Source organism: Streptomyces sp. NPDC046308, assembly GCF_055588065.1.
This window is the reverse complement of the sequence record NZ_JBVJFB010000004.1, coordinates 603,192-628,376: the sequence shown is the minus strand read 5'-3', so window position 1 is coordinate 628,376 and position 25,185 is coordinate 603,192. Positions and strand designations below refer to the sequence as shown.

Here is a 25,185-nt window from a genome sequence, read left to right as displayed (position 1 = left end):
GGAAGGCGGGCCCCGGGACCCGCGTGGCCTCGTTGTCGGTGCCGGGGTGCAGTATGCAGGGGTGGGAGGTGTCAGCGTGGGCGGCGGCATGGGCGTGGACTGCGATGTGCTGGTGATCGGCGGCGGGATCGTCGGCCTGTCGACGGCGCATGCCGTGTCGAGCCTGGCTCCGGGGACCAAGGTGGTCGTCCTGGAGAAGGAAGCGGGCCCGGCCCGGCACCAGACGGGCCGCAACAGCGGTGTGATCCACAGCGGGATCTACTACCGCCCCGGGTCGCTGAAGGCGCGCTTCGCGGTGCGCGGCGCCGCCGAGATGGTCAAGTTCTGCGCCGAGCACGGGATTCCGCACGAGGTGACGGGCAAGCTGATCGTCGCCACGGAGCGGGAGGAGCTGCCGCGGCTGCACGCCCTGGTCCAGCGCGGCCGGGAGAACGGCATCCCGGTGCGGGAGCTGGGCCCGGCGCAGATCAGCGAGTACGAGCCGGAGGTCCGCGGCCTGGCCGCGATCCACGTCGGCAGCACCGGGATCGTGGACTACGGGCGGGTGAGCGCCCAGCTGGCGGAGTCCTCGGGCGCGGAGATCGTCTACGGCGGCGCGGTGGACCTGATCTCCCGCCGCGCGTCGGCGGTCGCGGTCCGCACCACGTCCGGGCTGGTGGTCCGGGCGCGGGTGCTGGTGAACTGCGCGGGGCTCCAGTGCGACCGGATCGCCCGCCTGGCCGGCGACGACCCGGGGATGCGGATCATCCCCTTCCGAGGCGAGTACTACGACCTGGCCCGCCCGGAACTGGTCCGCGGGCTGGTCTACCCGGTGCCCGACCCGGCGTTCCCCTTCCTCGGCGTCCACCTCACCCGGGGCATCGGCGGCGGGGTCCACGTCGGACCGAACGCCGTGCCGGCGCTGGCCCGCGAGGGGTACGCCTGGTCGACGGTGCGGCCCCGGGACCTCGCGGACGAGCTCGCCTGGCCGGGATCCTGGCGGATGGCCGCACGGCACTGGCGGTACGGGACGGGCGAGATCCACCGCTCGCTGTCGAAGCAGGCCTTCACCCGGGCGGTGCGGCGGCTGCTGCCGGCCGTCACCTCGGCGGACCTGCGGCCCGCGGCGGCCGGGGTCCGCGCGCAGGCCGTCCTGCGGGACGGGACGCTGGTGGACGACTTCCTGATCCGGGACGCCCCGCGGACGGTCCACGTGCTGAACGCCCCGTCGCCCGCGGCCACCGCCTCGCTCCCGATCGGCCGCGAGATCGCCTCCCGAGCCCTTCGAACCCTCGGCTCGAGCTGAGCGGCCCCGAAGCCGGGCCGACGACCGCGAAGCCCGGGGCCGGGGGCCGGGAAGCCCGGGCCGACGGCCGCGCACGTCCCGCTGCGCCGAGCCGTCTGCCCGCCCCGCCCTTTCACCCTTTCCCCGGGGCTCTGCCCCGACCCGGTCCTCGAACGCCGGACGGGCTGACGATGCGGCCCCGCCGGCGTGTGAGGCGCGGGGCCCGGGGCGGAGCTCCGGCAGCGGCGCCGCACGCGCGGCGGCGTACCGGGCCCCCGTCGTAGAATCACGGCATTGTGTCTGAGTCCCTGAACCCCCAGCCGCCCAGCCTCCCGGACGCCGCGCCGGAGGCGAGTTCGTACGTGCCGCCCAAGTGGCGGACCGAGCCCCGCTTCCCCGACGGGCCCTCGCCGGATCCGGCCGGCTCGCACCACGAGCGGCGGATCCGGAGCTTCCAGCCCCGGCGCAGCCGGGTCACCACCGGTCAGGGCGAGGCCCTGAAGCGCCTGTGGGGCACCTGGGGCCTGGACATCGACGGCCGCGAGGTCATCGACCTGAAGGCGATGTTCGACGGCCTCCCCGTCGTCCTGGAGATCGGCTTCGGCATGGGCGAGGCCACCGCGCAGATGGCCGCCGAGGACCCCGGCACCGGGATCCTCGCCGCCGACGTGCACACCCCCGGTCAGGGCAACCTGCTCGCGCTCGCCGAGCGCGGCGGGATGACCAACGTCCGCGTGGCCAACGGCGACGCGATCATCCTGCTCCGCGAGATGCTGCCGGCCGATTCCCTCGCCGGGATCCGCGTGTACTTCCCGGACCCCTGGCCCAAGGCCCGCCACCACAAGCGCCGGCTGATCCAGCCCGAGTTCCTCACGCTGGCCGCCACCCGCCTGGCCCCCGGGGCCGTGCTGCACTGCGCGACCGACTGGGAGCCGTACGCCGAGCAGATGCTCGAAGTCCTCACCGCGCACCCGGACTTCGAGAACACGCAGCCCGACGGCGGTTACGCGCCGCGCCCCGCGTTCCGGCCGCTCACCCGCTTCGAGGGCCAGGGCCTCGACAAGGGCCACGTCGTACACGACTTGCTCTTCCGTCGCACGGAGAACTGACAACGTCACGGCGCGTGTCAGACCGGATCGCTAGGGTCATGGTGTGTTCCGAGCGCTCCTCGCTGTGCTCGCACGTCCGTCGGGCACGGTCCGCACGTGCGTGCTCCTCGCCCTGCTCGCCGTCACCGGCATCTCGATCCTCGAACTCGTCCGGGAGCAGACCGGCACCCCGGGCTTCCTCGTCGGTCTCGCTCTGGCCGTGCTGCCGGTGGCGCCGCTCATGGCGTCCTTCCGGTGGCTCGGCCGGGCCGCGCCCGCGCCCTGGCCGCAGCTGCTGTTCTGCTTCGGCTGGGGTGCCTGCGCCGCGGCGCTGATCGCGATACTGGCCAACAACTTCGCCACCGAGTGGATAGCCGCGGCCACCGCCGACCCCTCCGACGCCGACCACCTGGGCTCGGTGGCCGTCGCCCCGGTGGTGGAGGAGAGCGCCAAGGCGGCGGCCCTCCTGCTGGTGTTCGTGTTCCGAAGACGGCATTTCACCGGCCCCGCCGACGGTTTCGTCGTGGCCGGATTCACCGCCACCGGCTTCGCCTTCACCGAGAACATCCTCTACCTCGGGAACGCCTACGGCGAGGACCTCGCCGAGGGCTCCGGCGTGCTGGAGTCGGTGACGGCGGCGACCTTCTTCGTCCGGATAGTGCTGTCGCCGTTCGCGCACCCGCTGTTCACGGTGCTCACCGGGCTCGGTTTCGGCGCGGCCGCGCTCAGCGCGCGCCGTTCCCGCCGGATCTTCCTGCCGCTGCTCGGCCTGGCGCCGGCCATGGGCATGCACGCGCTGTGGAACGGCTCCTCGCGGTTCGGGGACCACGGCTTCTACACGGTCTACGCCTTCGTGATGGTCCCGGCGTTCGGACTGCTGGTGTGGCTGGCGGTGTGGATACGGCGCGGCCGGCTGCGGGTCGTGTCCGGGGAGCTGGCGGTGTACGCGGCCGCCGGCTGGATCGGCCCCGCCGAGGTGCCGGCGCTGGCGTCGATGCCGGCCCGGTCGCTGGCACGCGCCCTGGCCCGGCGCACCGGTGGCCGGGCCGCCGGACGCGCGGTCGCCCGGTACGAGGCGGACGCGGCCGCCCTGGCCCTGCTGCGGAACCGGGCGCGCCGCGGCGGCCCGCTGGGGGAGCCGGACTTCGCCGGCCGGGAGCGGGAGTTGCTGCACCGGCTCTGGCAGCGCCGTGCGACGGCGGGCCCGGCGCTGGCCCGGGCTGCGGTCATGGAGGAGCTGCTGCCGCCGTCGTTCGACCCCTTGCGGGCCCCGCCGGCCGTCCCCGCGCCCGCGGCGGCGCTGCCCGCCGTACCCGTGCCGCGGCGGGCGGAGCCGGAGCTCAGACGTTCAGGCCCTTGGACTCCAGCCAGGCCAGCGGGTCGATCGTCGAGCCGCCCTTGCGTACTTCCAGGTGGAGATGGGGTCCGGTGACGTTGCCGGTGGCGCCGACGCGGCCGATGGTCTCGCCGGCGCCGACCGCGCCGGAGGTCACGGACATCGAGGACAGGTGGCAGTACCAGACCTCCGTGCCGTCCTCGAGTTCCAGCACGATCCGGTAGCCGTACGCGCCGGACCAGCCGGCCGAGGTGATCTTCCCTGCGGCGACCGCCTTGGCCGGGGTGCCGGTCGGGGCGGCGAAGTCGAGGCCGGTGTGGTGGCCGGAGGACCACATGGAGCCGGAGTCCCCGTAGTGCGAGGTGAGGGTGTAGGCGGAGGTCGGCAGGGAGTAGCCGCCGGCCGATCTGGCACGCTCCTGCTCCGCCTTGGCCTCGGCTGCCTTCTTCGCGGCCTCGGCCTCTTCCGCCGCCTTCGCCTCGGCCTGGGCCCTGGCCTCCTCGGCCGCCTGGCGAGCCGCCTCCAGCTTGTCCTTGGCCTCCTGGGCGGCGGTCTCCTGCGCGGCCCGCTCGGCGTCCGCCCGGGCCTGGGCCTCGGCGGCGCTCTGCTGGGACTCGGCCTGCTGGAGGATGCGGTTGCGCAGCACCTCGCCGGCGTCGGTGGCGCTGTCGTTCTGCTGCGCGATGATGCCCGTCCGTGCGGCCGCCTGGGCCGCCGAGCCGGAACCGGCGTCAGACTGCCGGGAGTCGTCGCCGGACATCAGGCGGGGCAGATCGGGCAGGTCGGGCATCGACGGCAGGGATATCGCGACCTGCGGCCGGTCCTGCGCGTGGGCGATACCGCCGGCGCCGACCGCCGCGATGACGCCGACGCCCAGCACGGTGGAGCTGCGCGCAAGGCCCCCGCGCTGCTTGGCTATCCGATGCTTGCCGCGGACCGGACGGACCGAGTCCTCGGTGGGGTTCCACTCGCCCCAGGCACCCGCGGTGGGCGGCTCCTGGATCTCGGTGCCTTCAGGGGCAGGCAAGTTGGAGGCCACCGGGGCACACTCCTCATTGACGCGCACGCGCACGGCGCCGTCTCTTGCGACGGCTGGGACGACCGCGCTGCGTTATCGAAAGGTAATAGACGCAGGGGAGTGATTCCAAGCTGTTGTGCTTGATCGTTCGCACCAATCGGCCACGCAATGGCTGGCTCTGGCCAGGCCTTTTCGCCGCAGACAGCCAGCAACCCGGGCAAAAATCAGGCAACACCCTCATCTCTTCGGCCACACCCGAAACATGACGCCTCGTCATCAAGCTTGCGGAGAGCGCCCCTTCGAACACGGTGCGTCAAGTGGCTTCACCCCGCCGCACCACCGGCACCGTCCTGCGCCGCTCCGGCTGTCGAGGCTCCGGCCGGCCCACCGCGAGCAGCGCCATGTCGTCCGTGGCCCCGCCGCCCGTGTGCCGGCGCACATCGCTGCTGAGCGCGCTGAGCAGGGCGTGCGGCCCGGGGAAGATCCGTCCGCGCAGCCGGGCCGCCGGATCGTAGAAGTCGCCCGCCCGGTTCCGGGCCTCGCTCAGCCCGTCCGTGTAGAGCAGCAGGGTGGCGCCCTCGGGAAAGGCCCACTCCTGCGCCCGGTCCGGCCAGCCGCCCAACTCGCCCATACCGAGCGGCAGGGCGGGCTCCGCCGGGGTGAGAACCGCCAGCTCCCCGTTCCCGTGCAGCAGCAGGGGCTCCGGATGCCCCCGGTTGAGCAGCCGCAGCACCCCCGCGTCCGGCGGGATCTCCCCGAGCACGCACGTGGTGAACCCCTCGACCGCGTCCAGGCCGTCGCGCCGGGTGCCCTCCCGGGCCAGGGCCCGCTCCAGCCTCTGCGCCAGCGTCTCCAGCGTGGGCTCGGTCTCCGCCGCCTCCCGGAACGCCCCGAGGACCACCGCCACGGCCTCCACTGCCCCCAGCCCCTTGCCCCGTACATCACCAACCGCGAGCCGCACTCCGTACGGGGTGTCCTGGACGGCGTACAGGTCCCCGCCGATGAAGGCGTCGGCCTGCGCGGCCTCGTACCAGGCGGAGACGTGCAGCCCCCGGATGCGTTCGGCGGGCTTCGGCAGCACCGCCCTCTGCGCGGCCTCGGCGATCCCGCGCGCGGAGGCGAGCTGTTCGCCGCTGCGCCGCACGACCCGGTTGATCAGGAGCGCCAGCCCGGCCACGGTCACCACGGTGACCAGCTCGGTCAGCGCCTCGACCTTCCGGCCGGTGCCGTTGAGGAGGTGCAGCAGGAACACCGCGAGCGAGGCCAGCAGCCCGGTCAGCACCGTGGCCCGGAGCGTGTACAGCGGGGCGGCGACCAGCGGGGCCGCGGAGAAGAAGGGGGATCCGGTGAAGCTGGGCGGGGTCAGCAGGCTGAAGAGCGTGCCGAGGGCGATCAGCGCACCCGGCAGCACCCGGACCACCTGCCGGGCCGGACCGCTCCCGCCACCGCCACCGCCACCGCTCTCGCGACCGCTCTCGCGGCCGCCAACGCTCCTGCCACCGCTACCGCCCGCGCGCCCACCGTTGCCCTGCCGGCCCAGCCCCGCCACGCTGCTCTCCTGCCGCCGGGATCCCTCGTACGGATGCGGGCCCGCCGCCGCCTCGCCCCTCAAGGCTGACGGCGGGAACGGCCGGTGGCGACCCGGCGGCGGCCGGATGGGTGACGGCGCGTGAGGATCGGGACCGGGGAACGACGAAGGCCCGGCTCCCCAAAGGGAACCGGGCCTTCGTACTGAGTAGCGGGGGCAGGATTTGAACCTACGACCTCTGGGTTATGAGCCCAGCGAGCTACCGAGCTGCTCCACCCCGCGTCGGTAAACACAACTCTACGCCATCCGGGGGGAGCCCTCCGCCAATTACCGGCCGACCCACCCCCCGATCGACATCGCCGCAGGTCAAGGCCCTAAAACCGGCCGAAGACGGGCACCTGCGAAGCAAGATCATCTCTGTTGCACGCCGGTGACACTTCGGGGATCGTTCCGGGATCGGGCGCGGGCGATGATTCACCTGTCGCCAGGGCCAGGGGGAACACGAACCGGCGGGCGACACCCACCACACCCGACCGGCTCGGCACTCCGCCGATGCCCCTGTGATTCCCGGGGGGAGTCCACCATGTCCGTTCGCACCGCAGCCGCCATCGCAGTCGTCGCCGGCGTTGTCACCACTCTGCTGCCGCTCTCGGCCACCGCCGCGTCCGCCGCACCCGCCGCCGACGACCACGCCGTGCTGCGTACGGAGATGGGCGCTCCCGTCCCGAGCGGCCCGCTGACCCGCGGCGGCGCCACCGAGTCCTTCGACCTGACGGTGAAGAACCCGACCGGCAAGGCCGTCACGTACAACCCGTGGATGCTCGTGGACCCGACCGGCCCGAGCCGGCTGAAGAAGGACGACGTCGTCTTCAAGGTCGAGGCGGTGGACGCCCCGGCGACCAGCTCCTCGATCGGCCAGCAGGACGGCGGCTGGCAGGGCACCTTCTTCCCCGCCGCCGGCGAGCCGGGCGGTGACAAGGGCGGCTTCGACGTCCCCGCCCACGGCAAGATGACCTGGACGGTCACCATCGGCCTCGGCGCGAACTACCCCACCAACGACGGGGACTTCAGTCTCAGCGCCACCAGCTACAACAACTCCGTGGCCCCCGGCGGCGCCGACTCGCACACCTTCAAGGTCGACCCGCAGATCAAGACGGGCGAGCTGAAGACCTGGTTCAAGCAGGTCGGCTCCGGCAAGGACGGCCAGGAGCAGCGCGCGTACCTGGACCTGAACTACCAGGCCACCGGTGAGGGCACCTTCGGCACCGCCCTCGCGACCAGCCTGAGCCTGTCCCACCCGGGCGAGCAGGAGGCGGACTTCCGCGTGCAGGCGCTGCTCGACGGCCGCTGGCAGGACCTGAAGGCCGAGGACGGCCGCTACGAGCTGCCGCGGATCCCCAAGGGCTTCAGTGCGGCCGACGGCGTCCACACCCTGCCGCTGCGGGTCAGCCTGGGCAACCACACCCAGCTGACGAAGAAGACCACGATCACGATGGAGGCCGAGGTCCGTCACGCGGAGGGCAACTCCTACCCGCTGAAGACCGGCTCCGTGCAGTTCCCGCTCGTGCCGTTCGCGGAGACGGTGCCCACCGACACCCCCTCCCCCACCCCGTCCACCGCTCCCTCCACCGCCCCCTCGGTGCAGCCGGCCGTCGCCACCTCCACCTCCACCTCCACCGGCAGGGGCAACGTGACGACCACGACGGCGACCACGGCGACCACGGCCACCGGCTCCCTCGCCACCACCGGCGCCGGCTCCTCCACCGGGCTGTACGCCGGCCTCGCGGCCGCCCTGGTCGCGCTCGGCTCGGCCGCCGCCTGGCTCGGCCGCCGCCGTCGCCTCTCCGCCTGATCCACACCTCCACACCCCGTACGCGAAAGCGCCCCACCCGGTCGGACCGGGTGGGGCGCTTTCCCTTACGGGCGTGGGTCAGCCGTCCGCGGGCGTGCGCCGGCGCGTCAGCACGCGGGTGGTGGAGCCGTCGTCCTCCCGCAGATCTCGGACGTGCGTGAAACCGATGCGGTTCAGCAGGCTCAGGGAGGCCGTGTTGGCGGCGGCCACGGTGGCGTGCACCTCGGTCAGGCCGAGGCCGGCGAAGGCGTACGCGACGATCGCCTCGGCGATCTCGGTGCCGAGACCGGATCCCCAGGCCGCGGGGGCCAGCGCGTAGATGATCTCGTGACCGTCGACCTCGTCGGTCCGCTTGATCTCGGCGTGCCCGATCAGCTCGCCGCCCCGCCGCACGGCCCAGACGTCGAAGAGGTCCTCGGCGTAGACCTTGGTGAAGACCCGCCCGAAGAGGGCCCGGTCCTCGGCCTCCGTGCAGGGGCCGTCCCCCATCCACCGGGACACCCGGGTGTCCTGGAAGAGGGCCACGAAGCGTTCCTCGTCCTCGGGGACGTACGGGTCGAGGAGCAGGCGTTCGGTGCGCAGAACCGGAGTCACGGGTGGCGACGCTACCCGCACCGGCCCAGGAGGTTCACCGGGTTTTCCGGCCCGCCCCGGCGGAATGACGGGGCGTCCGCTCGCGCGGGCCGTCCGGAAACGACCGAGCGCCCCCTCCGGCCGGAACCGGAAGGGGCGCTGGGCGCCGGGCAGGAGGCTTCGCCCCCGCCCGTGAGCGGTAGGCCATGTCGGACTCGAACCGACAACCAACGGATTAAAAGTCCGCTGCTCTGCCAATTGAGCTAATGGCCCTCCAGGTGCTCACCCCAGAGCATAGCCGGACAGCGCCGGTCAGCCGATCGGGTATCGACTGACCGGCCTGTCGCCGTCAGTTCACCGGCGCACCGGGGGGCGGGCGGCGGACGGGACACCGGTGACCTTGACCGTCCCGGAAGTCCTGACCTCGGCGCCCTGGCCGTCGGCCGGCCGGGCCACGAGCGTCCACTCGTACTCGCCGGTGAAGAGGTACGTGCCCGTCGGGGACTTGCCGTCCCACGAGGGGGCGATCACGCCGCGCGCCTCGCCGCCGGTGCGCACGACCGTGGTGATGCCGGACGTCTTGTTGCGCACCATCAGCTTCCAGGACGCGACCGGCTTGGACACCCACCAGCGGGCCTGCCAGGTCTTCGTCTGCCTGAAGTCCACGGTGGCGGCGAGGTCCTGGTCGATCACCGCGAGCGGGGAGGCCTTGCCGGCGACGCCGACCAGGTGGACGGTCTCGCTCGCGTCCGTGTAGGCCAGGCGGCCGCCGAAGCGGTCGATGGTCCAGCCGGTGCCGAACGAGCCGACGTACGCGGCGACGTCGGGCTCGCGCACCGGAGCGCCCGAGCGCAGGTTGGTGATCTCCAGGCCGGCGCCCGCCTGGTGCACGAGGTAGCCGTCGCCGAGCCTCACCATGAAGGGCTCCGGGGTGAAGGGCAGCGGGATCCGCTTCTTGGTGGGCGCGTGGTAGGCGGCCGGGTTGTCCCCGTAGTAGGAGCAGGTGGAGTAGAACCAGTCGCCGTTGACCTTGAGCTCGAAGGGACGGCAGCCGGAACCGAGGTCGACCCGCCGCGTGACCTGACCGGTCCGCAGATCGGTCCCGGCCACGACCCCCTGGTCGCCTTCGGGAGCCCACAGGGTGGAGCCCCACAGCACGGACTGCGCCACGGGCTTGGCGTCCAGGATCCGTCCGGCGTCGATGTCGGCCACGAAGTAGCGCAGGGCGGAGTTCTCGGTCGCCGCGAAGAGCACGTAGCGGCCCGAGGCCTGCTCCACCTGGACGGGCTGCAGCCGCGTCTTGTGCGGCAGCGGCACCTGGCGGATCGAGCCGCCGGCGCCCCCGTCGATCACGTTCAGCGCGATCCCGCAGACGAAGCACAGGGGATCACCCGTGTCCACGGCCGACACCGAGACGAACCGGCCGTCGCCCGTCGCGACGCTCCGGGCGGCGGGGGCGTCCTGCACCCCGCACAGCTGGAGGTTGACGGTCGCGTCGCACTTCCAGGTGGGGGTCTGGGACACCGACGGGGTGCCGGACACCGAGGCCGTGTACCCCTGGACGCTCTTCTGCGGGTCTTCCTGGGTCACGGCGAGCCGGCCCTGGGCGAAGGTGAGCGCCACGCGGTCCGCCGGGTTCGGCGGAACGTCCATGACCTTCTTCACCACGGGGGCGCCGTCGGGCCCGGCCGCGATGCGGTGGACTCCCCAGTGGCTGGAGTCGGTGCCGCCCGCGATGTAGGCGGACCCGTCGGCTCCGGGCGTGATCGGGTCGGTCCCGGTGCGCGGCAGCAGGGTGCGCGTCGCTCCGCCCGCGACCGGCGCCGCGACCAGGCCCTGCGGGACCCGGGCGAGCAGCCAGTCCCCCACGGGCTGGACGGACTCGATCGACGCCGGGAACAGGTCCACGGTGCGGGTGACCTTGCCGTCGGCGCGCGAACGCAGCGTCACCTTGCCCGAGTTCTCCATCGCGATCCACTGCGCGCCGAGCCCGAACTTGGTGTGGGTCGTCTCCGTGACCCCGTCCGGCAGCGGCACGGGGCGCAGGGTCGCCGTGGCGAAGTCGACCAGTGCGACGGTTTCGCCGCCCTTGCCGTTCAAGTACGAGACCAGCGCGCCCTTCTGGTCGAAGGCCTGCACGCGGAAGGCGTACATCCCGAACCGGTCCGGCGAGGTGACGACCGCGTCCTTGCGCGGCTCGCCGGCCCGGCCGATCAGGTGCAGCGTGACCCAGCCGGCCTGGTCCACCTCGGTGGCGAGCACCTGGGACGGCGAGAAGGCCTTCGTCCAGGCCCGGCCCGCGGGGGCGGCCAGCGTTTCGCTCGTGCCGGTGGCGAAGTCGTGAAAGGCCATCGGCCCCGCGGCCCCGCCGCTGCCGGCCCTCTCGCAGGCGACGGTGTCGCCGGAAGCCGCGGACCAGACGTCCGTGCCGTACACGACCTGGCAGCCCGCGTACGAGGCTTCGCGGCCGTCCTGCAGGCTGCGCCAGAGATAGCTCTTGTCCCGCCACATCGCCAGGCCGGTGCCGACGCCGGAGACGTACTCGTGGGCCGGGTCCTGGTGCGGCGGCGGTGCGATCGTCAGGTCTCCGGCGGCCGTCGGTCCGGCCGTGGCCGGTACGGCGCTCAGGCCGCCGAGTCCGATGGCCAAGGCGAGCGCGGCGGCGCCCAGCACACGTGACCGTCTCAAAGAAGTCCCACCCCCAGGAAGTGCGTGGGGGCGGTCGCGGGTTCCGCGTTGCCGTGCCCCCACCGCAAAAGTGTGTGGATCGTAGCAACACGCGGCAGGGCCCCCACGACCGGAGTCGTGGGGGCCCTGCCAGGGGTTCGGCTCAGCCGGTATCAGCCGTTGCGCTTCCAGCGCGGCTTGTCGTCGCGGCGGCCGCCGAAGCCGCCGGCGGAACCGGAGCCGGACGGACGGTGGTCGTCGCGGCGGCCGTACGGACGGTCGCCGGCGCCGCCGGCGCGGAAGCCGCCGGAGGGACGGTCGTCACGACGGTCGCGGTTGAACGGACGGTCGCCGCCACCGGAGCGGAAGCCGCCGGAGGTGCGGTCGTCACGGTTGTAGGTGCCGTTGCCCGTGGCCGGACGGTCGCCACCGGAGCGGAAGCCACCGGAGGGACGGTCGTCGCGGCGGAAGCCACCACGCTCGCCACCACGGTCGTCACGGTTGAAACCACCGGACGGACGGTCGTCACGACGGAAGCCACCGGACGGACGGTCGCCACCGGAACGGAAGCCACCCGAGGGACGGTCGTCGCGGCGGAAGCCACCACGCTCGCCACCACGGTCGTCACGGTTGAAACCACCGGACGGACGGCCACCGCGGTCACCGCGGTCGTCACGGCGGAAGCCGCCACGGTCGCCCCCGCGGTCACCGCGGTTGTCACGACGCTCGAAGTTGCCGCGGTCGTCGCGCTGGGCGCGCTGCTCCTCGCGGCGCTCCTGGGCGGCGATCTCGGCGGCAGCGGCGGCGGCAGCAGCCGCGACCTCGGCCTCGGCGGCCTCGGCCACCTCGGCGACGGCGGCCTCGGGGTCCTCGCCGCGCTCACGGGCGGAGCGGGCGACCAGGCGGTCGGCCTCCTCGCGGAGCTCGACGGCACGGCGCGACAGGCGCTCCAGCTGCTTGGTGAGCTCGGCGACCTCGCGCTCGGCCTGCTTGGCGGCGTTGTTCGCGGAGTCGGCCTGGACCTCGGTCAGCGAACGGGCACCGGTGATCTCGGCCACCTCGGGCTCGAAGGCGCCGGCGCCCTGGACGATGTGGCGCGAGGCGTCGACGCCCGCGTCCTCCATCAGGCGGAAGATCTGGCGGCGCTGGTGCGGCAGGGCGAGGGAGACCACGACGCCCGACTTGCCGGCACGGGCGGTACGGCCCGAGCGGTGCAGGTAGTCCTTGTGGTCGCCGGCCGGGTCCACGTTCAGGACCAGGTCGATGCCGTCGACGTGGATGCCGCGGGCGGCGACGTCGGTGGCGACGAGCGCGTTGACGTAGCCGTCCTTGAAGTCGGCGAGGACGCGGGTACGGGCACCCTGCGTCATGCCGCCGTGCAGCGCGTCGGCCTTCACGCCGGCCTCGACGAGCTGCTCGGCGATGCGGTCGGCGCCCAGCTGGGTGCGGACGAAGATGATGGTGCGGCCCTTGCGGGCGGCGATGGCGGCCGTGACCGGCGCCTTGTCCTTCGGCTTCACGACGAGGACGTGGTGCGTCATGGTCGTGACGTTGCCCTGCGCGCTGTCGACCTCGTGCGTGACGGGGTTGGACAGGTAGCGCTTGACCAGGGTGCCGATCTCGTTCTCCATGGTGGCGGAGAAGAGCATGCGCTGGCCGCCGCCCGGGATCTGGTCGAGCAGCTCGGTGACCTCGGGCAGGAAGCCCAGGTCGGCCATCTGGTCGGCCTCGTCGAGGACCGCGACCTGGACGTTCTCCAGGGAGCAGGCGCCACGGTTGATGATGTCGCGCAGCCGGCCCGGGGTGGCGACGAGGACGTCGACACCGCGCTCCAGGGCGTAGATCTGGTTGCTCATGGAGGTACCGCCGCAGACGACCTTCATCTTCAGGCCGAGCACGTCGCCGTAGGGCTGGAGGGCGTCAGCGACCTGCATCGCGAGCTCACGGGTCGGCGTGAGGATGATCGCGCGGGGCTTCTTCTTCTCGGTGTGACCGCCGGCCAGGGAGGCCAGGGTCGGCAGACCGAAGGAGAGGGTCTTGCCGGAGCCGGTGCGGCCACGGCCGAGGATGTCCTTGCCGGCCAGGGCGTCCGGGATGGTCGCGGCCTGGATCGGGAAGGGGGCGGTGACGCCGTTCTGGGCGAGCTTGCGCACGATGCCCTCGGGCAGACCGAGGTCTCCGAAGGTGATCGAGGGCTCGGCGTCGGCGGCGTCATCGTCGAAGTCGGTGTCGTCGTCGAGGGAGTCCTCGACGGACTCACCGTTCGTCACGTCGGCCTCAAGGGCCTCGATGATCTCGTCGGCCTCTGCGGCCTCGATGGCCTCGGTGACCACAAGGGCCTCGGCGTCGACGATCTCGTTGGAGTCGTTCTCGGGCATGACGGAACGGTCAGAACTGGAAATGGACATGCGAAATGCGAAACCTTCCGGAGTCTCGGCACGCGCCCAAACTCCGTGAATCGCAAATCGACCGCCTCAATGCGGTCAGCCACGGCTAGGGAGAGTACGCGCCACACGGCGCTCTTCGGATTCGGCGCCGGGCAATGGGATCAAACGATCTATAACCATACGCACCCTCCCCCGGGTCTGGCAAGTCAGTCCGACCGAAGCGCCGCTGACCTGCAAGAACACCCCGCCCGGCCACCCTGCTCGACCCCGGGAGGGCCCCCGACCGCCCTAGGGCTGGGGCGCCGGCTGGGTCGTCGGCTCGGGCTGCGGACTCGGCGGCTCCGGCGTGGGTTCCGTCACAGGGGGCGTCGTCGCCGGGGGCTGCGGAGTCGGGCTGGCCGGCTGCTGCCCACCGCCGGAACCACCCGATCCGCCGGAGCCCCCGGAGCCGCCCGCCCCGCCGGAACCGCCCGCGCCGCCCGAAGCGCCCGCAGGGGGCACCTGCGGGCCCTGCCCGCCCGCGCCGCCGCCCGCGCCCGCCGACGGCGCGGGCCCGCCCGGCTGGCCGCCCGTCGCGCCCGGGCTGGGCGAGGCCCCGGTCGCGCCGGAGGCCTTGCCGTCCTCCTTGGGCTTGCCGTCCTGGTTGCCCGTGCCGTCCCTCGCGCCGTGCCCGTTGCCGTGCACCCCGGAACCCCGCCCGGTGACGGACGCGCCCGCCTCGGCGCCGCCCCGGCGGTCCGCCGACGAGGAGGGGCCGGGCTTCGCCGCGTCCTCGCCGACGCTCATGCAGCCGGCCGTCGCCGCGACCGCGAGCGCGGTGACGGCCAGTCGGAGGGAAGCGGACAACTGGCGCACGGGGGCACCTCCGGAGCCTGAGGGTGAGAGTCCGCATGAGCGGGTCAATGTGCCCAACTCCCTTTGACCCGCAAGGGACACGCCCTCGGCGCCCTCAGCCGAACAGTTGCTCCGCCACCTGCGTCCCGAGGTGCACCGCGCCGAGCCCCACCAGCACCGACATCACCACGTTCGCCACCGCCAGGAACCGCCGGCCGCGCTCGGCCAGCCGCAGCGTCTCGTACGAGAACGTCGAGTACGTGCTCAGCGCCCCGCACAGCCCGGTCCCCAGCAGCAGTTGGAGCCGCGAGGAGGCCGCCCCCGCCAGCAGCGCGCCGGTCAGCACCCCGAGCAGCAGGCAGGCGGCCGCGTTGACCACGAAGGTGCCCCACGGGAAAACGGAATCGTGCCGCGCCTGCACCGCACGGTCCGTCAGATAGCGCAGCGGCGCCCCGACGACCGCACCCGCCACCACGAGCAGCCAGTTCACCGGGCGGCCCGGCCCGGCCGCAGTCGGCCGCCGTCCCCGACCGCGAGCCGGGTCACCGCGGCCGCCGCCCACACCGCGCCCAGCGCCGCCACCACCGCGAGGCCGGCGTAGGCCAGCGCGGTCCCCGCCTCCCCCTCGTCGAGGAGCCGGGAGAAGTCCGCCGCGTAGGTGGAGAAGGTGGTGAAGCCGCCCAGCACCCCGACCCCGGCGAAGGGCCGCAGCAGCGGATGCGGCGCGCTCCGGCCGCCCTCGCTGATCAGGACCATCAGTACGCCGATCAGCGCGCACCCGGACGTGTTGATCCAGAGGGTCGCCCACGGGAAGGCCCCGGGCCCGGCCGGCCACAACAGGGCGACCCCGTAGCGCGCCGCGGCCCCGAGGGCCCCGCCCGCCGCCACCGCCGCGAGCACCCGGCCCTGCGGCTCGGCGCGCTGCGCGGGGACGTGCAGGTCGACGTCCGGGTCGATCGCCTCGGCGCCGGGGACCGGCCGGGTCACCCGTACCCCAGCGCGTGCAGCCGTTCGTCGTCGATCCCGAAGTGGTGGGCGATCTCGTGCACCACGGTGACCTCCGTCTCCGCGACCACGCTCTCCCGGTCCTCGCACATCCGCAACGTGGGGTTGCGGTAGATGGTGATCCGGTCCGGCAGCACCCCGGCGTACCACTCGCCGCGGTCCGTCAGCGGAGTGCCCTCGTACAGCCCGAGCAGCTCCGGGTCGTCCGCGGGCGGCTCGTCCTCGACGAACACCGCCACGTTGTCCATCAGCCGCGTCAGCTCCGGCGGGATCCGGTCCAGCGCCTCTGCGACGAGCTCTTCGAACTCCTCGCGCGTCATCTCCAGCACCCGGTCATTGTCCCTCCGGTGGGGGCGCCTCCCGCCTGCGGGGGAGAAACCGTTTTGGCGATAGCTCCCCGGATCCCATATGCTTCTCACGTCCCCGACGCGCTGAAGAAGTGCCCGGCGGGCCTTTAGCCCTCATCGTCTAGTGGCCCAGGACGCCGCCCTTTCAAGGCGGTAGCACGGGTTCGAATCCCGTTGGGGGTACGCATTACCGTGTGCAAGACTTGGTCTCGCACACTGCAAGGTCCTGTGGAGCAGTTGGTTAGCTCGCCACCCTGTCAAGGTGGAGGTCGCGGGTTCAAGTCCCGTCAGGATCGCTGAAGCCGGAAACGGTTTCGTGGCTGGGTAGCTCAGTTGGTACGAGCGATCGCCTGAAAAGCGATAGGTCGCCGGTTCGACCCCGGCCCCAGCCACCATCGGAAGGCCCCGTCCATCGGACGGGGCCTTCCTGCGTTACTCGGCCTCACCCGTGGGGCCGGAGCGGCGGCGCCACTGCACCAGGCCGACCGCGAGCGCTCCCGCCGCCACCAGCCCGAGCAGCGCCCAGTCCGGGACCGCGTCGGCCACCGAGCCGACCCACTGCTCCACCGCGAACGAGTCGTCCACGTCCAGCAGCCCCGGCAGCGCGCTCGCCCCGTCGTAGAGGAGGAACAGCGCGCCCAGGGTGATGAAGAACAGCCCGGACAGCAGCGAGGTGGTGTGCAGCTCGAAGCGGCCCACCGCGAAGGCCCGCCCGCGCAGCCAGCGCCGCCGGCCCAGCTCGAACCGCTCCCAGAGCAGGGCCATCAGGAAGAGGGGCAGCGCCATGCCCAGCGCGTAGACCGCCAGCAGCAGGCCGCCGTAGACGGGGCTGCCGCTGACCGCCGCGACCGTCAGGACGCTGCCGAGGATCGGCCCGGCGCAGAAGCCGGCCAGCCCGTAGACCGCGCCGAGCGCGTACACCGACAGCGCGGTGGTGGGCCGGATCCGGCCCGACAGGTCCGAGATCCGCTGCGAGGCGAAGCCCAGGCCCAGGATCTGCGCGAGCCCGAGCGCGATGATCAGCCAGCCGCCGACGAGGACGAGCACGTCGCGGTTGCCGTGGAAGAACCTGCCGGCGGTCGAGGAGGCCGCCCCCAGCGGTACGAGGGTGCTCGCGAGGCCCGCGTAGAAGATCCCGGTGCGCGCCAGCAGCCGGGAGGCGGAGTCGATCGAGTACGCGAAGAAGGCCGGCAGGAGCAGCGCGCTGCACGGGCTGAGCAGCGCGAGGAGGCCGCCCAGCAGGGCGGCCAGGTATCCGATGTCGGTCACTGCTTCGCCGCCGCGGCCTTGGCCTCGGCGATGGCGGCCGTGAAGGTGGCGAGCGGCTGGGCGCCGGCGATCGGCTTGCCGTTCAGCAGGAAGGAGGGGGTGGAGGTGACGCCGATGCGGTAGCCCTCCTCCTGGTCCCTGCGCAGGGCCGCCGCGGCCTGCTCGCCGGCCATGTCGGTCTTGAAGCGCTCCAGGTCGGGGACGCCGGCCTCGCGGGCCAGCTCCACGAGCCGCGCCTCGGCGAAGCCCTTCTCCTTGGAGCCGTCGGCGTACGCGGCCGTGTGGAAGGCGGTGAACCGGTCCTGCTGCCCGGCCGCCCAGGCGGCCTTGGCGGCGGCCTCGGAGTCGGCGCCGAAGATCGGGAAGTTGCGCCACTCGATGCGCAGGGTGCCTTCGTCGACGTACTTCTTCACCAGTTCGGGTTCGGTGTCCCGGGCGAACTTGCCGCAGTAGCCGCACTTGAAGTCGGAGTACTCGATGAGCACGACGGGCGCGTCGGCGCGGCCCACGGCGAGCTTGTCGCCGGACTCTCGGCGGGCCAGTGCCCGGAGCTCGGCGGCGGGGTCGGTCCGGGGCGCGGCAGCCGCGGAGGAGCCGGCGGAGGCCTTCTCGGCGGGGGCGGTGGCCTGCCAGGAGACGAGGCCGAGGGTGATCGCGGCGACGGCGACCCCGGCGGCGTACAGGAGGGGCTTGCGGGAGGAGGAAGAGGAAGAGGAAGAGGACACGCGGGTGCTCCAGTGCTGCGGGTGGGTGGGACGGGACCGGGGGACCGGCCCTAGACCCGCATCACACAGAGCCGCAGCCGGTCGGGGGCCGGGCGGTCGGGGCCGCGTACGGGGGTCCGTACGGTGACGGCCGCGGCCGGACCGGCGTCCTCGGGCACCGCCCGGACCGGCGGGACCTGGGCGTGCTGCTCACCCGCGGCGCGGGTGGGGACGCCGGGCGTGCCGCCGTGCCCCGGAGCCGCCGGCGCGCAGGCGGGCCCGTCGGCGTCGGTCAACTCGGCCGCCCGCGGCCACGCCGTGGCCGGGACCGGCACCCGGACGGCTGCCAGGCCCGAGGCCGGGCCCGGAGCCGGAGCCGGCGCCAGGCCTGCGGCCGAGGCAAGAGCCGGGGCCAGGGCCGGGGCCAGGCCTGCGGCCGAGGCAAGAACCGGGGCCGGGGCCAGGGCCAGGCCTGCGGCCGAGGCAGGAGCCGGCACCAGGCCTGAAGCCGAGGCAAGAACCGGAGCCGGGGCCGGGGCGAGGCCTGAAGGCGAGGCAGGAGCCGGCGCCAGGCCTGAAGCCGAGGCAAGAACCAGAGCCAGGCCTGCGGCCGAGGCAGGAGCCGGGGCCAGGCCTGCGGCCGAGGCAGGAATCGGGGCCGGGGCCGTTCGGGGCGTCGGGGCGGGCACCACCGCCGGGGCCGCGCAGCCCAGCACAACCGCCAGGACCGCGAGCACGGCGCAGCCGAAGAGGCGGGGGCGGGACAAGGTGGGCTGCCTCTCATACGTACGGCTGACTGAGTCGTCCCGAAATGGTACGGGTCAGCCCGACAAATGCGTTCGCCACCCGGAGGGCGCAGGTGCGATTCTGGATCAGGTATGTCTACTTCCTTCGCCGCCCTGCAGACGCTTCTCGGTGAGATCTCCCTCCGTGACGCGCACCGCCTCGGCCGCCGCCTCGAAGGCGCCCGCCGTATCCGCAAACCCGAGGCCAAGCAGGCCGTCCTCGACGAGATCGCCGCGGAGGCCGCGAAGGCCGCCGAGCGACTGTCCGGCCGTGCCTCGCGGATGCCGGAGGTCACGTATCCCGAGAACCTGCCCGTCAGCCAGAAGAAGGACGAGATCGCCGAGGCGATACGCGACCACCAGGTCGTGATCGTCGCCGGTGAGACCGGCTCCGGCAAGACCACGCAGATCCCCAAGATCTGCATGGAGCTGGGCCGTGGCGTCCGGGGCATGATCGGGCACACCCAGCCCCGCCGGATCGCGGCGCGCACCGTCGCGGAGCGCATCGCCGAGGAGCTGAAGTCCGAGATCGGCCAGACCGTCGGCTGGAAGGTCCGCTTCACCGACCAGGTGGACCAGGACGCGACCTTCGTGAAGCTGATGACGGACGGCATCCTGCTCGCCGAGATCCAGACGGACCGCGAGCTGCGCGCGTACGACACGATCATCATCGACGAGGCCCACGAGCGGTCGCTGAACATCGACTTCCTGCTCGGCTACCTGGCCACGCTGCTGCCCAAGCGCCCCGACCTCAAGGTGATCATCACCTCGGCGACGATCGACCCCGAGCGCTTCTCCCGGCACTTCGGCGACGCGCCGATCGTCGAGGTCAGCGGGCGGACGTATCCGGTGGAGGTGCGCTACCGGCCGCTCCTGGAGGAGGCCGACGAGGACGCGGCGGACAGCGACCGCGACCAGATCACCGCGATCTGCGAGGCCGTGGACGAGCTCCAGTCCGATGGCGCGGGCGACATCCTGGTCTTCCTCTCCGGCGAGCGGGAGATCCGCGACACCGCGGACGCCCTGAACAAACGGAACCTCCGCTTCACGGAAGTCCTCCCCCTCTACGCCCGCCTCTCGCACGCCGAGCAGCACCGTGTCTTCCAGCAGCACACCGGGCGCCGGATCGTCCTCGCCACGAACGTCGCCGAGACCTCCCTGACCGTCCCGGGCATCAAGTACGTGATCGACCCGGGCACCGCCCGGATCTCCCGCTACAGCCACCGCACCAAGGTCCAGCGGCTGCCGATCGAGCGGATCTCGCAGGCCAGCGCCAACCAGCGCAAGGGCCGCTGCGGCCGCACCTCCGACGGCATCTGCATCCGGCTGTACTCCGAGGACGACTTCGAGGCCCGCCCGGAGTTCACCGACGCCGAGATCCTGCGCACCAACCTGGCCTCCGTCATCCTCCAGATGACCGCGGCCGGCCTCGGCGAGATCGAGAAGTTCCCCTTCATCGACCCGCCGGACCACCGCAACATCCGCGACGGCGTGCAGCTCCTCCAGGAGCTGGGGGCGCTCGAGACGGGCGAGAAGTCCTCCCCGGAGGGGAAGAAGGGGCAGCGGCTCACCCCCATGGGCCGCCAGCTCTCCCAGCTCCCGGTGGACCCGCGGCTCGCCCGCATGGTCATCGAGGCCGACAAGAACAACTGCGTCCGGGAGGTCATGGTCATCGCGGCGGCCCTGTCCATCCAGGACCCGCGCGAGCGGCCCTCGGACAAGCAGACCCAGGCCGACCAGAACCACGCCCGCTTCAAGGACGAGACCAGCGACTTCCTCTCGTACCTGAACCTGTGGCGCTACGTCCGCGAGCAGCAGAAGGAGCGCGGCTCCTCCTCCTTCCGCCGGATGTGCAAGCAGGAGTACCTGAACTTCCTGCGCATCCGCGAGTGGCAGGACATCTACTCGCAGCTGCGCACGGTCGCCAAGACGATGGGCATCCACGTCAACGAGGCCGACGCCCCCGAGCAGGTCATCCACGTCTCGCTGCTGGCCGGTCTGCTGTCCCACATCGGGCTGAAGGACACCGACAAGAACGAGTACCTGGGCGCCCGCTCGGCGAAGTTCGCGATCTTCCCCGGCTCCTCGCTCTTCAAGAAGCAGCCGAAGTTCGTGATGTCCGCCGAGCTGGTGGAGACCTCGCGGCTGTGGGCCCGGGTGAACGCCAAGGTGGAGCCCGAGTGGGTGGAGCCGCTGGCCCAGCACCTGATCAAGCGCACGTACAGCGAGCCGCACTGGGAGAAGGACCAGGCGGCCGTGATGGCGTACGAGAAGGTCACGCTGTACGGCGTGCCGATCGTCGCCCAGCGGAAGATCAACTACGGCCGGATCGACCCCGAGGTCTCGCGCGAGCTCTTCATCCGCAACGCGCTGGTCGAGGGTGACTGGCGCACGCACCACAAGTTCTACGCGGACAACCGCAAGCTCCTCACCGAGGTGGAGGAGCTGGAGAACCGGGCCCGGCGCCGTGACATCGTCGTGGACGACGAGACCCTCTTCGACTTCTACGACCAGAAGATCCCCGCCCACGTGGTCTCCGGGGCGCACTTCGACTCGTGGTGGAAGCACAAGAAGCGCGAGGAGCCCGAACTCCTCGACTTCGAGCGGGAGATGCTGCTCACCGAGAAGGCGGCCGGGGTCACCAAGGCCGACTACCCGGACACCTGGCGGCAGGGGCAGCTGAAGTTCCGGGTGACCTACCAGTTCGAGCCGGGCGCGGACGCGGACGGCGTGACCGTCCACATCCCGCTCCAGGTGCTGAACCAGGTCACCGACGAGGGCTTCGACTGGCAGATCCCGGGCCTGCGCGAGGAGGTCGTCACCGAGCTGATCCGCTCGCTGCCGAAGCCGATCCGCCGGCACTACGTGCCCGCGCCGAACTTCGCGACGCGCTTCCTCGACACGGCGGTGCCCCTGCAGGAGCCGCTGCCCGTCACGCTCGCGCGCGAGCTCCAGCGGATGGTGGGGGTCCCGGTCTCGGCCGAGGACTTCGACCTCGGCCGGATCCCGGACCACCTGAAGATCACCTTCCGGATCATCGACGAGCGCCGCCGGAAACTCGCCGAGGACAAGGACCTGGAGGCCCTGCGGCTCGCCCTGAAGCCCAAGGCCCGCCAGGCCCTCTCCCAGGCCGCCGCGGCCACCGCCGAGCGGTCGGGCGGGGAGTCGGTGGAGCGGACCGGGCTGACGGACTGGACGATCGGCACGCTGACCAAGGTGTTCGAGACCCGCCGGGCCGGTCAGCCGGTGAAGGCGTACCCGGCGCTGGTGGACGAGGGCACGAGCGTGTCCGTACGGCTCTTCGACACCGAGGCCGAGCAGCAGCAGGCGATGTGGCTGGGCACCCGGCGGCTCATCCTGCTGAACATCCCGGTGAACCCGGCGAAGTTCGCCTCGGACCACCTGACCAACCAGCAGAAGCTGGCCCTGTCCAGGAACCCGCACGGCTCCATCCAGGCGCTGTTCGACGACTGCGCGACCGCCGCGACCGACAAGCTGATCGCGGACCACGGCGGTCCCGCGTGGGACGAGGCGGGCTTCCGGAAGCTCTACGAGGCGGTCCGCGCCGACCTCGTGGACACGACCGTGCGGACCGTGAGCCAGGTCCAGCAGGTGCTGGCCGCCTGGCAGGCCTGTGAGCGCCGCCTGAAGGCCACCAACAGCCTCGCCCTGGTCGCCAACCTGCAGGACGTCAAGACGCAGCTGGCGGCGCTCATGCCGGCCGGGTTCGTCACGCTCACCGGGCTGCGCCGGCTGCCGGACCTGATGCGCTATCTGGTGGCGGTGGACCGGCGGCTCCAGCAGATGCCCACGGGGGTCCAGCGCGACACCACGCGCATGGAGAAGGTCCACGAGATGCAGGACGAGTACGCCTGGCTGCTGGAGCAGCTGCCGAAGGGCCGGCCGGTGCCGGCGACCGTCACGGACATCCGCTGGATGATCGAGGAGCTGCGGGTCAGTTACTTCGCGCACGCCCTCGGGACGGCCTATCCGATCTCCGACAAGAGGATCGTGAAGGCGGTGGACGCGGCGGCCCCGCCCTCGGCCAGGTGATCCGGTTCGACTGCACCCCCTGAGCTGCGGTACAGTCTGATTCGCAGCCGCCGAGCGGCCGCAAATCAAGGACCTGTGGAGCAGTTGGTTAGCTCGCCACCCTGTCAAGGTGGAGGTCGCGGGTTCAAGTCCCGTCAGGTTCGCAGAAACGTCAGGGCCCGCATCCCCCAGGGATGCGGGCCCTGACGCGTTGGCGGGCCAACACCCGGGCGCAGTGCGGCTCCGGGGCGCCCCACAGGCACGGAGCGATCCGGTACGCCGTCCTACGCGGCTCACACGCGGTCCGTACGGACACGAGGCCCCGTGCCCGCGTCCGCGGTCACCCAGGGAGCCGTGGGGGCTGAGGGTGCCGGGTAGCCGCTGTGCACCTCTGCGACGGCTCCGGGGAAGAATCCCCCGTTCGCATGATGGGCCCCGCAGGGCACATCCCCTTTACGGGGCGCATTACCGGATATACAAGAGTGATCATCTGTGACGGGTGTCACCGCACGAGTTTTTGAGACCCCTACTCTTATCGCATCCCTACGCGCTCTCGATTTAATATGTGCAATGGCACCCACCCCCGCCGAGCTCCACGCGCCGATCCGCACCGCCCTGACCTGGGCATAAAAAAGATCGCGCTGGACCCGGCGGAGTCCAGCGCGATCGAACGACAGGGGCCTGTTGGGGCAGGCTCCGTCGTATGAAGCCATGTGGGTTTCATCGGATTGGGGGACCCGAGAGAGACCCGTTAAAGCGGGGTGTTAACGCGACCTCAGGCCTCGCTGCGCTGCTGCGGAATTCCCGCGAGCAGTGCGCGAACCTCGGCCTCGCGGTATCGGCGGTGTCCACCCAGGGTGCGGATGGACGTGAGCTTGCCAGCCTTGGCCCAGCGGGTGACCGTCTTCGGGTCCACGCGGAACATCGTGGCAACCTCAGCCGGGGTCAGCAGCGGCTCGGCATCAGGGGTGCGAGCGGTCATGAGCGGCCTCCTCGGGAGAACCGAACCATCTCGGTTCTTTCCTCTAAATTCTGCACCTTGGCCCGCGTTGCCCGAAATGGACATACGCGGGCCGAGTCGGTTATAGGACGAACGGCTTGTCCTCGGCACTACAACTACACCATCCGTCCAGCCTCGACGGCCAAACCGACGGAATTGCCCTCCGAGGTGTTCATCAGCGGCGGAAGCCGATGGACCGTCCCATAACGGACAGTCACCCCACTGTGACGATCAGTCACAGAGCGATCAGGAGTCGTCAGACCCCCCGTAGAGCGCAATGCCGAGCATTCCGCCCTTAGTTGGGCGGAAGGAACCCTCCCCGGACTCCTTGTCCTATTTTGGCACGAGGGTAGGGGAAGGGCGCAAGGGTGTGGTTAGTGCGGTCCGTCACGCTTGGGCCAATGGCCCGTATCGGGACGTAGGTCCTGGCACTACGTCCAAAATCGCACGATCAGGGCTCTGATCAGCCATTATTAGCCGAACGACCGATACGCCACAGTACGTACGCGGGCCATCGAGGAGAAAAAAGCCACACGGGCCACTTTCGGCCTAATTCGCGAAAAGTCGCTCCCGGACCGCCCGCCAGCGCTCCGCCAGCTCCCCGTACGCCTCGGACGCCCCCTCCCGGTCACCGGCCCGCAGGGCCGCGATCCCCGCCGCCAGGTCCCCGGCCGAGCGGTCGGCCGCCAGCCGGTCCGCCGGCAGCGCGTGCAGCAGCCCGCCGTAGTCCAGCTCGACCATCGACCTCGGGTGGAACTCCTCCAACCAGCTCCCGACCTCCACCAGCCCCTCGGCGAGCATCCCGTACCCCTCCGCGTCGCGCAGGGTCCGCAGGGCCCGGGCGAGCCGCCGACGGGCCTGCACCATCGGCGTCCGGTAGCGCAGCAGCTCGCCCGGCACGTACTCCCGCTCCTCGTCCCCCACCAGGACGAACCAGCGCAACGGGATCTGCCACACGCCCGTCCGGATCCAGGGGCGCGCGTCCGGGTTCCGCTCGCGCCAGCGCTCGTACTCCTCGGCCGCCCGCCGGCGCGTCCCAGGCGGCAGCGCGGCGTCCAGCACGGGAAGCGGGAAGGAGGCGACCAGTTCCTCCAGCGCCAGCCAGCCGCGCAGGCGGGTGCGCCACGGGCAGACCAGCAGCACCCCGTCCACCTCCGCCGTGAAGGCGTCCGCGCTCTCGTCCGCCGGCACCCCCACCACGGGGACCCGCACCAAGTCCGCCAGCGACCTGCGCAGTTCGTCCTGGGCCGTCGGGGTCACCCCGCGCCGGGCGTAGGCGGCCCAGTGCGTGCGCTCCGGCTCCGCGAAGGCGGCCAGGGGCTCGTAGACGCGCAGGTAGGAGGCGTACGGGACGGTCGGCGCCGAGCGCGCGGACGGCAACAGGGGTTCGGAGGATTCGCTCACGCTCTCGTACTCCCCGCTTTCGGGGTCCGGTTCACCTCCGGGGTGCTCCCGGCCCGCCCCCGGGGGGCCTCGTACTCCGAGTGCGTTCCGAT

At 72.2% G+C, this 25,185-nt stretch carries 19 protein-coding genes and 6 tRNA genes; 9 read left to right on the top strand and 16 right to left on the bottom strand.

Annotation, left to right across the window (positions count from 1 at the left end; translation table 11 throughout):
- Positions 1–88: 88 nt before the first annotated feature.
- The 3 genes from lhgO to ACZ6JT_RS20475 all read left to right on the top strand — a co-directional run bounded on the left by lhgO (position 89) and on the right by ACZ6JT_RS20475 (position 3,784).
- Positions 89–1,285, top strand: a complete 1,197-nt coding sequence (gene lhgO, locus ACZ6JT_RS20485; protein ID WP_469211592.1) for an L-2-hydroxyglutarate oxidase — start codon at positions 89–91, stop codon at positions 1,283–1,285.
- A 341-nt stretch (positions 1,286–1,626) separates the two neighbouring features.
- Positions 1,627–2,373 carry a tRNA (guanosine(46)-N7)-methyltransferase TrmB gene (gene trmB / locus ACZ6JT_RS20480; protein WP_469211591.1) on the top strand — a complete coding sequence of 249 codons (747 nt, stop codon included), beginning with the start codon at positions 1,627–1,629 and terminating at the stop codon, positions 2,371–2,373.
- Between the two features lie 43 nt (positions 2,374–2,416).
- The gene (locus tag ACZ6JT_RS20475) at positions 2,417–3,784 is read left to right on the top strand and encodes a PrsW family intramembrane metalloprotease (protein ID WP_469211527.1); all 1,368 of its coding nucleotides are present in this window, start codon (positions 2,417–2,419) and stop codon (positions 3,782–3,784) included.
- Here ACZ6JT_RS20475 and ACZ6JT_RS20470 read toward each other — a convergent pair.
- The 3 genes from ACZ6JT_RS20470 to ACZ6JT_RS20460 form a co-directional block, all read right to left on the bottom strand.
- Entirely contained in the window at positions 3,693–4,727 is a 1,035-nt protein-coding gene (locus tag ACZ6JT_RS20470) for a M23 family metallopeptidase (protein WP_469211525.1), read from the bottom strand. The two genes, ACZ6JT_RS20475 and ACZ6JT_RS20470, sit on opposite strands and share 92 nt — an antisense overlap.
- 292 nt (positions 4,728–5,019) lie before the next feature.
- Positions 5,020–6,246, bottom strand: a complete 1,227-nt coding sequence (locus ACZ6JT_RS20465) for a PP2C family protein-serine/threonine phosphatase (RefSeq protein WP_469211589.1) — start codon at positions 6,244–6,246, stop codon at positions 5,020–5,022.
- A gap of 196 nt (positions 6,247–6,442) precedes the next feature.
- Positions 6,443–6,516: transfer RNA gene (locus ACZ6JT_RS20460), tRNA-Met, on the bottom strand.
- Positions 6,517–6,817: 301 nt separating this feature from the next.
- On the opposite strand from ACZ6JT_RS20460, the gene ACZ6JT_RS20455 reads away from it, so the two are divergent.
- Positions 6,818–8,086 (top strand): hypothetical protein, encoded by a 1,269-nt coding sequence (locus tag ACZ6JT_RS20455; RefSeq protein WP_469211524.1) that lies wholly within the window; start codon positions 6,818–6,820, stop codon positions 8,084–8,086.
- Positions 8,087–8,164: 78 nt separating this feature from the next.
- Here ACZ6JT_RS20455 and ACZ6JT_RS20450 read toward each other — a convergent pair whose 3' ends face one another.
- The 8 genes from ACZ6JT_RS20450 to ACZ6JT_RS20415 form a co-directional block, all read right to left on the bottom strand.
- Complete coding sequence (locus ACZ6JT_RS20450) at positions 8,165–8,680, bottom strand: GNAT family N-acetyltransferase (protein ID WP_469211522.1); 516 nt, start codon at positions 8,678–8,680, stop codon at positions 8,165–8,167.
- A gap of 179 nt (positions 8,681–8,859) precedes the next feature.
- Positions 8,860–8,932 (bottom strand) — tRNA-Lys (locus tag ACZ6JT_RS20445).
- 81 nt (positions 8,933–9,013) lie between these two features.
- Positions 9,014–11,347 carry a flagellar hook assembly protein FlgD gene (locus ACZ6JT_RS20440; protein ID WP_469211520.1) on the bottom strand — a complete coding sequence of 778 codons (2,334 nt, stop codon included), beginning with the start codon at positions 11,345–11,347 and terminating at the stop codon, positions 9,014–9,016.
- Between the two features lie 152 nt (positions 11,348–11,499).
- The gene (locus tag ACZ6JT_RS20435; protein WP_469211519.1) at positions 11,500–13,704 is read right to left on the bottom strand and encodes a DEAD/DEAH box helicase; all 2,205 of its coding nucleotides are present in this window, start codon (positions 13,702–13,704) and stop codon (positions 11,500–11,502) included.
- A gap of 297 nt (positions 13,705–14,001) precedes the next feature.
- Positions 14,002–14,568, bottom strand: coding sequence for a hypothetical protein (locus tag ACZ6JT_RS20430; RefSeq protein WP_469211517.1), 567 nt, complete (start codon positions 14,566–14,568; stop codon positions 14,002–14,004).
- 94 nt (positions 14,569–14,662) lie between these two features.
- The gene (gene crcB / locus ACZ6JT_RS20425; RefSeq protein ID WP_469211515.1) at positions 14,663–15,037 is read right to left on the bottom strand and encodes a fluoride efflux transporter CrcB; all 375 of its coding nucleotides are present in this window, start codon (positions 15,035–15,037) and stop codon (positions 14,663–14,665) included.
- Positions 15,034–15,534, bottom strand: a complete 501-nt coding sequence (locus tag ACZ6JT_RS20420; RefSeq protein WP_469211513.1) for a FluC/FEX family fluoride channel — start codon at positions 15,532–15,534, stop codon at positions 15,034–15,036. Before ACZ6JT_RS20420 ends, crcB begins: the two co-directional genes overlap by 4 nt.
- On the bottom strand, positions 15,531–15,881 hold the full coding sequence (locus ACZ6JT_RS20415; RefSeq protein WP_030012899.1) for a metallopeptidase family protein: 351 nt from the start codon (positions 15,879–15,881) through the stop codon (positions 15,531–15,533). The genes ACZ6JT_RS20420 and ACZ6JT_RS20415 overlap by 4 nt, the downstream gene beginning before the upstream one ends.
- Positions 15,882–16,009: 128 nt before the next feature.
- Here ACZ6JT_RS20415 and ACZ6JT_RS20410 point away from each other — a divergent pair.
- From ACZ6JT_RS20410 to ACZ6JT_RS20400, 3 genes are all read left to right on the top strand, one after another.
- A tRNA-Glu gene (locus ACZ6JT_RS20410) sits at positions 16,010–16,082 on the top strand.
- 39 nt (positions 16,083–16,121) lie between these two features.
- A tRNA-Asp gene (locus ACZ6JT_RS20405) sits at positions 16,122–16,195 on the top strand.
- A gap of 22 nt (positions 16,196–16,217) precedes the next feature.
- Positions 16,218–16,294, top strand: a tRNA-Phe gene (locus ACZ6JT_RS20400).
- 37 nt (positions 16,295–16,331) lie between these two features.
- Here the strand turns inward: ACZ6JT_RS20400 and ACZ6JT_RS20395 are convergent.
- The 3 genes from ACZ6JT_RS20395 to ACZ6JT_RS20385 are packed head-to-tail and all read right to left on the bottom strand — an operon-like array spanning position 16,332 to position 18,369.
- The gene (locus ACZ6JT_RS20395; protein ID WP_469211511.1) at positions 16,332–17,168 is read right to left on the bottom strand and encodes a cytochrome c biogenesis CcdA family protein; all 837 of its coding nucleotides are present in this window, start codon (positions 17,166–17,168) and stop codon (positions 16,332–16,334) included.
- Positions 17,165–17,893: a DsbA family protein gene (locus ACZ6JT_RS20390; RefSeq protein ID WP_469211510.1), complete on the bottom strand. Its 729-nt coding sequence runs from the start codon at positions 17,891–17,893 to the stop codon at positions 17,165–17,167. Before ACZ6JT_RS20390 ends, ACZ6JT_RS20395 begins: the two co-directional genes overlap by 4 nt.
- 50 nt (positions 17,894–17,943) lie before the next feature.
- Positions 17,944–18,369, bottom strand: coding sequence for a hypothetical protein (locus ACZ6JT_RS20385; protein WP_469211508.1), 426 nt, complete (start codon positions 18,367–18,369; stop codon positions 17,944–17,946).
- A 381-nt stretch (positions 18,370–18,750) separates the two neighbouring features.
- Between ACZ6JT_RS20385 and hrpA the strand changes: the two genes are divergently transcribed.
- Both hrpA and ACZ6JT_RS20375 read left to right on the top strand, forming a co-directional pair.
- On the top strand, positions 18,751–22,710 hold the full coding sequence (gene hrpA / locus ACZ6JT_RS20380) for an ATP-dependent RNA helicase HrpA (RefSeq protein WP_469211506.1): 3,960 nt from the start codon (positions 18,751–18,753) through the stop codon (positions 22,708–22,710).
- Positions 22,711–22,779: 69 nt separating this feature from the next.
- Positions 22,780–22,853 (top strand) — tRNA-Asp (locus tag ACZ6JT_RS20375).
- A gap of 611 nt (positions 22,854–23,464) precedes the next feature.
- On the opposite strand, the gene bldC is transcribed toward ACZ6JT_RS20375, so the two are convergent.
- Together bldC and ACZ6JT_RS20365 are read right to left on the bottom strand one after the other, a co-directional pair.
- Complete coding sequence (bldC, locus tag ACZ6JT_RS20370; RefSeq protein ID WP_003949541.1) at positions 23,465–23,671, bottom strand: developmental transcriptional regulator BldC; 207 nt, start codon at positions 23,669–23,671, stop codon at positions 23,465–23,467.
- Positions 23,672–24,238: 567 nt separating this feature from the next.
- A complete protein-coding gene (locus ACZ6JT_RS20365) occupies positions 24,239–25,093 on the bottom strand; it encodes a DUF8083 family protein (protein WP_469211505.1) in 855 nt (284 codons plus the stop codon).
- Positions 25,094–25,185: the final 92 nt, after the last annotated feature.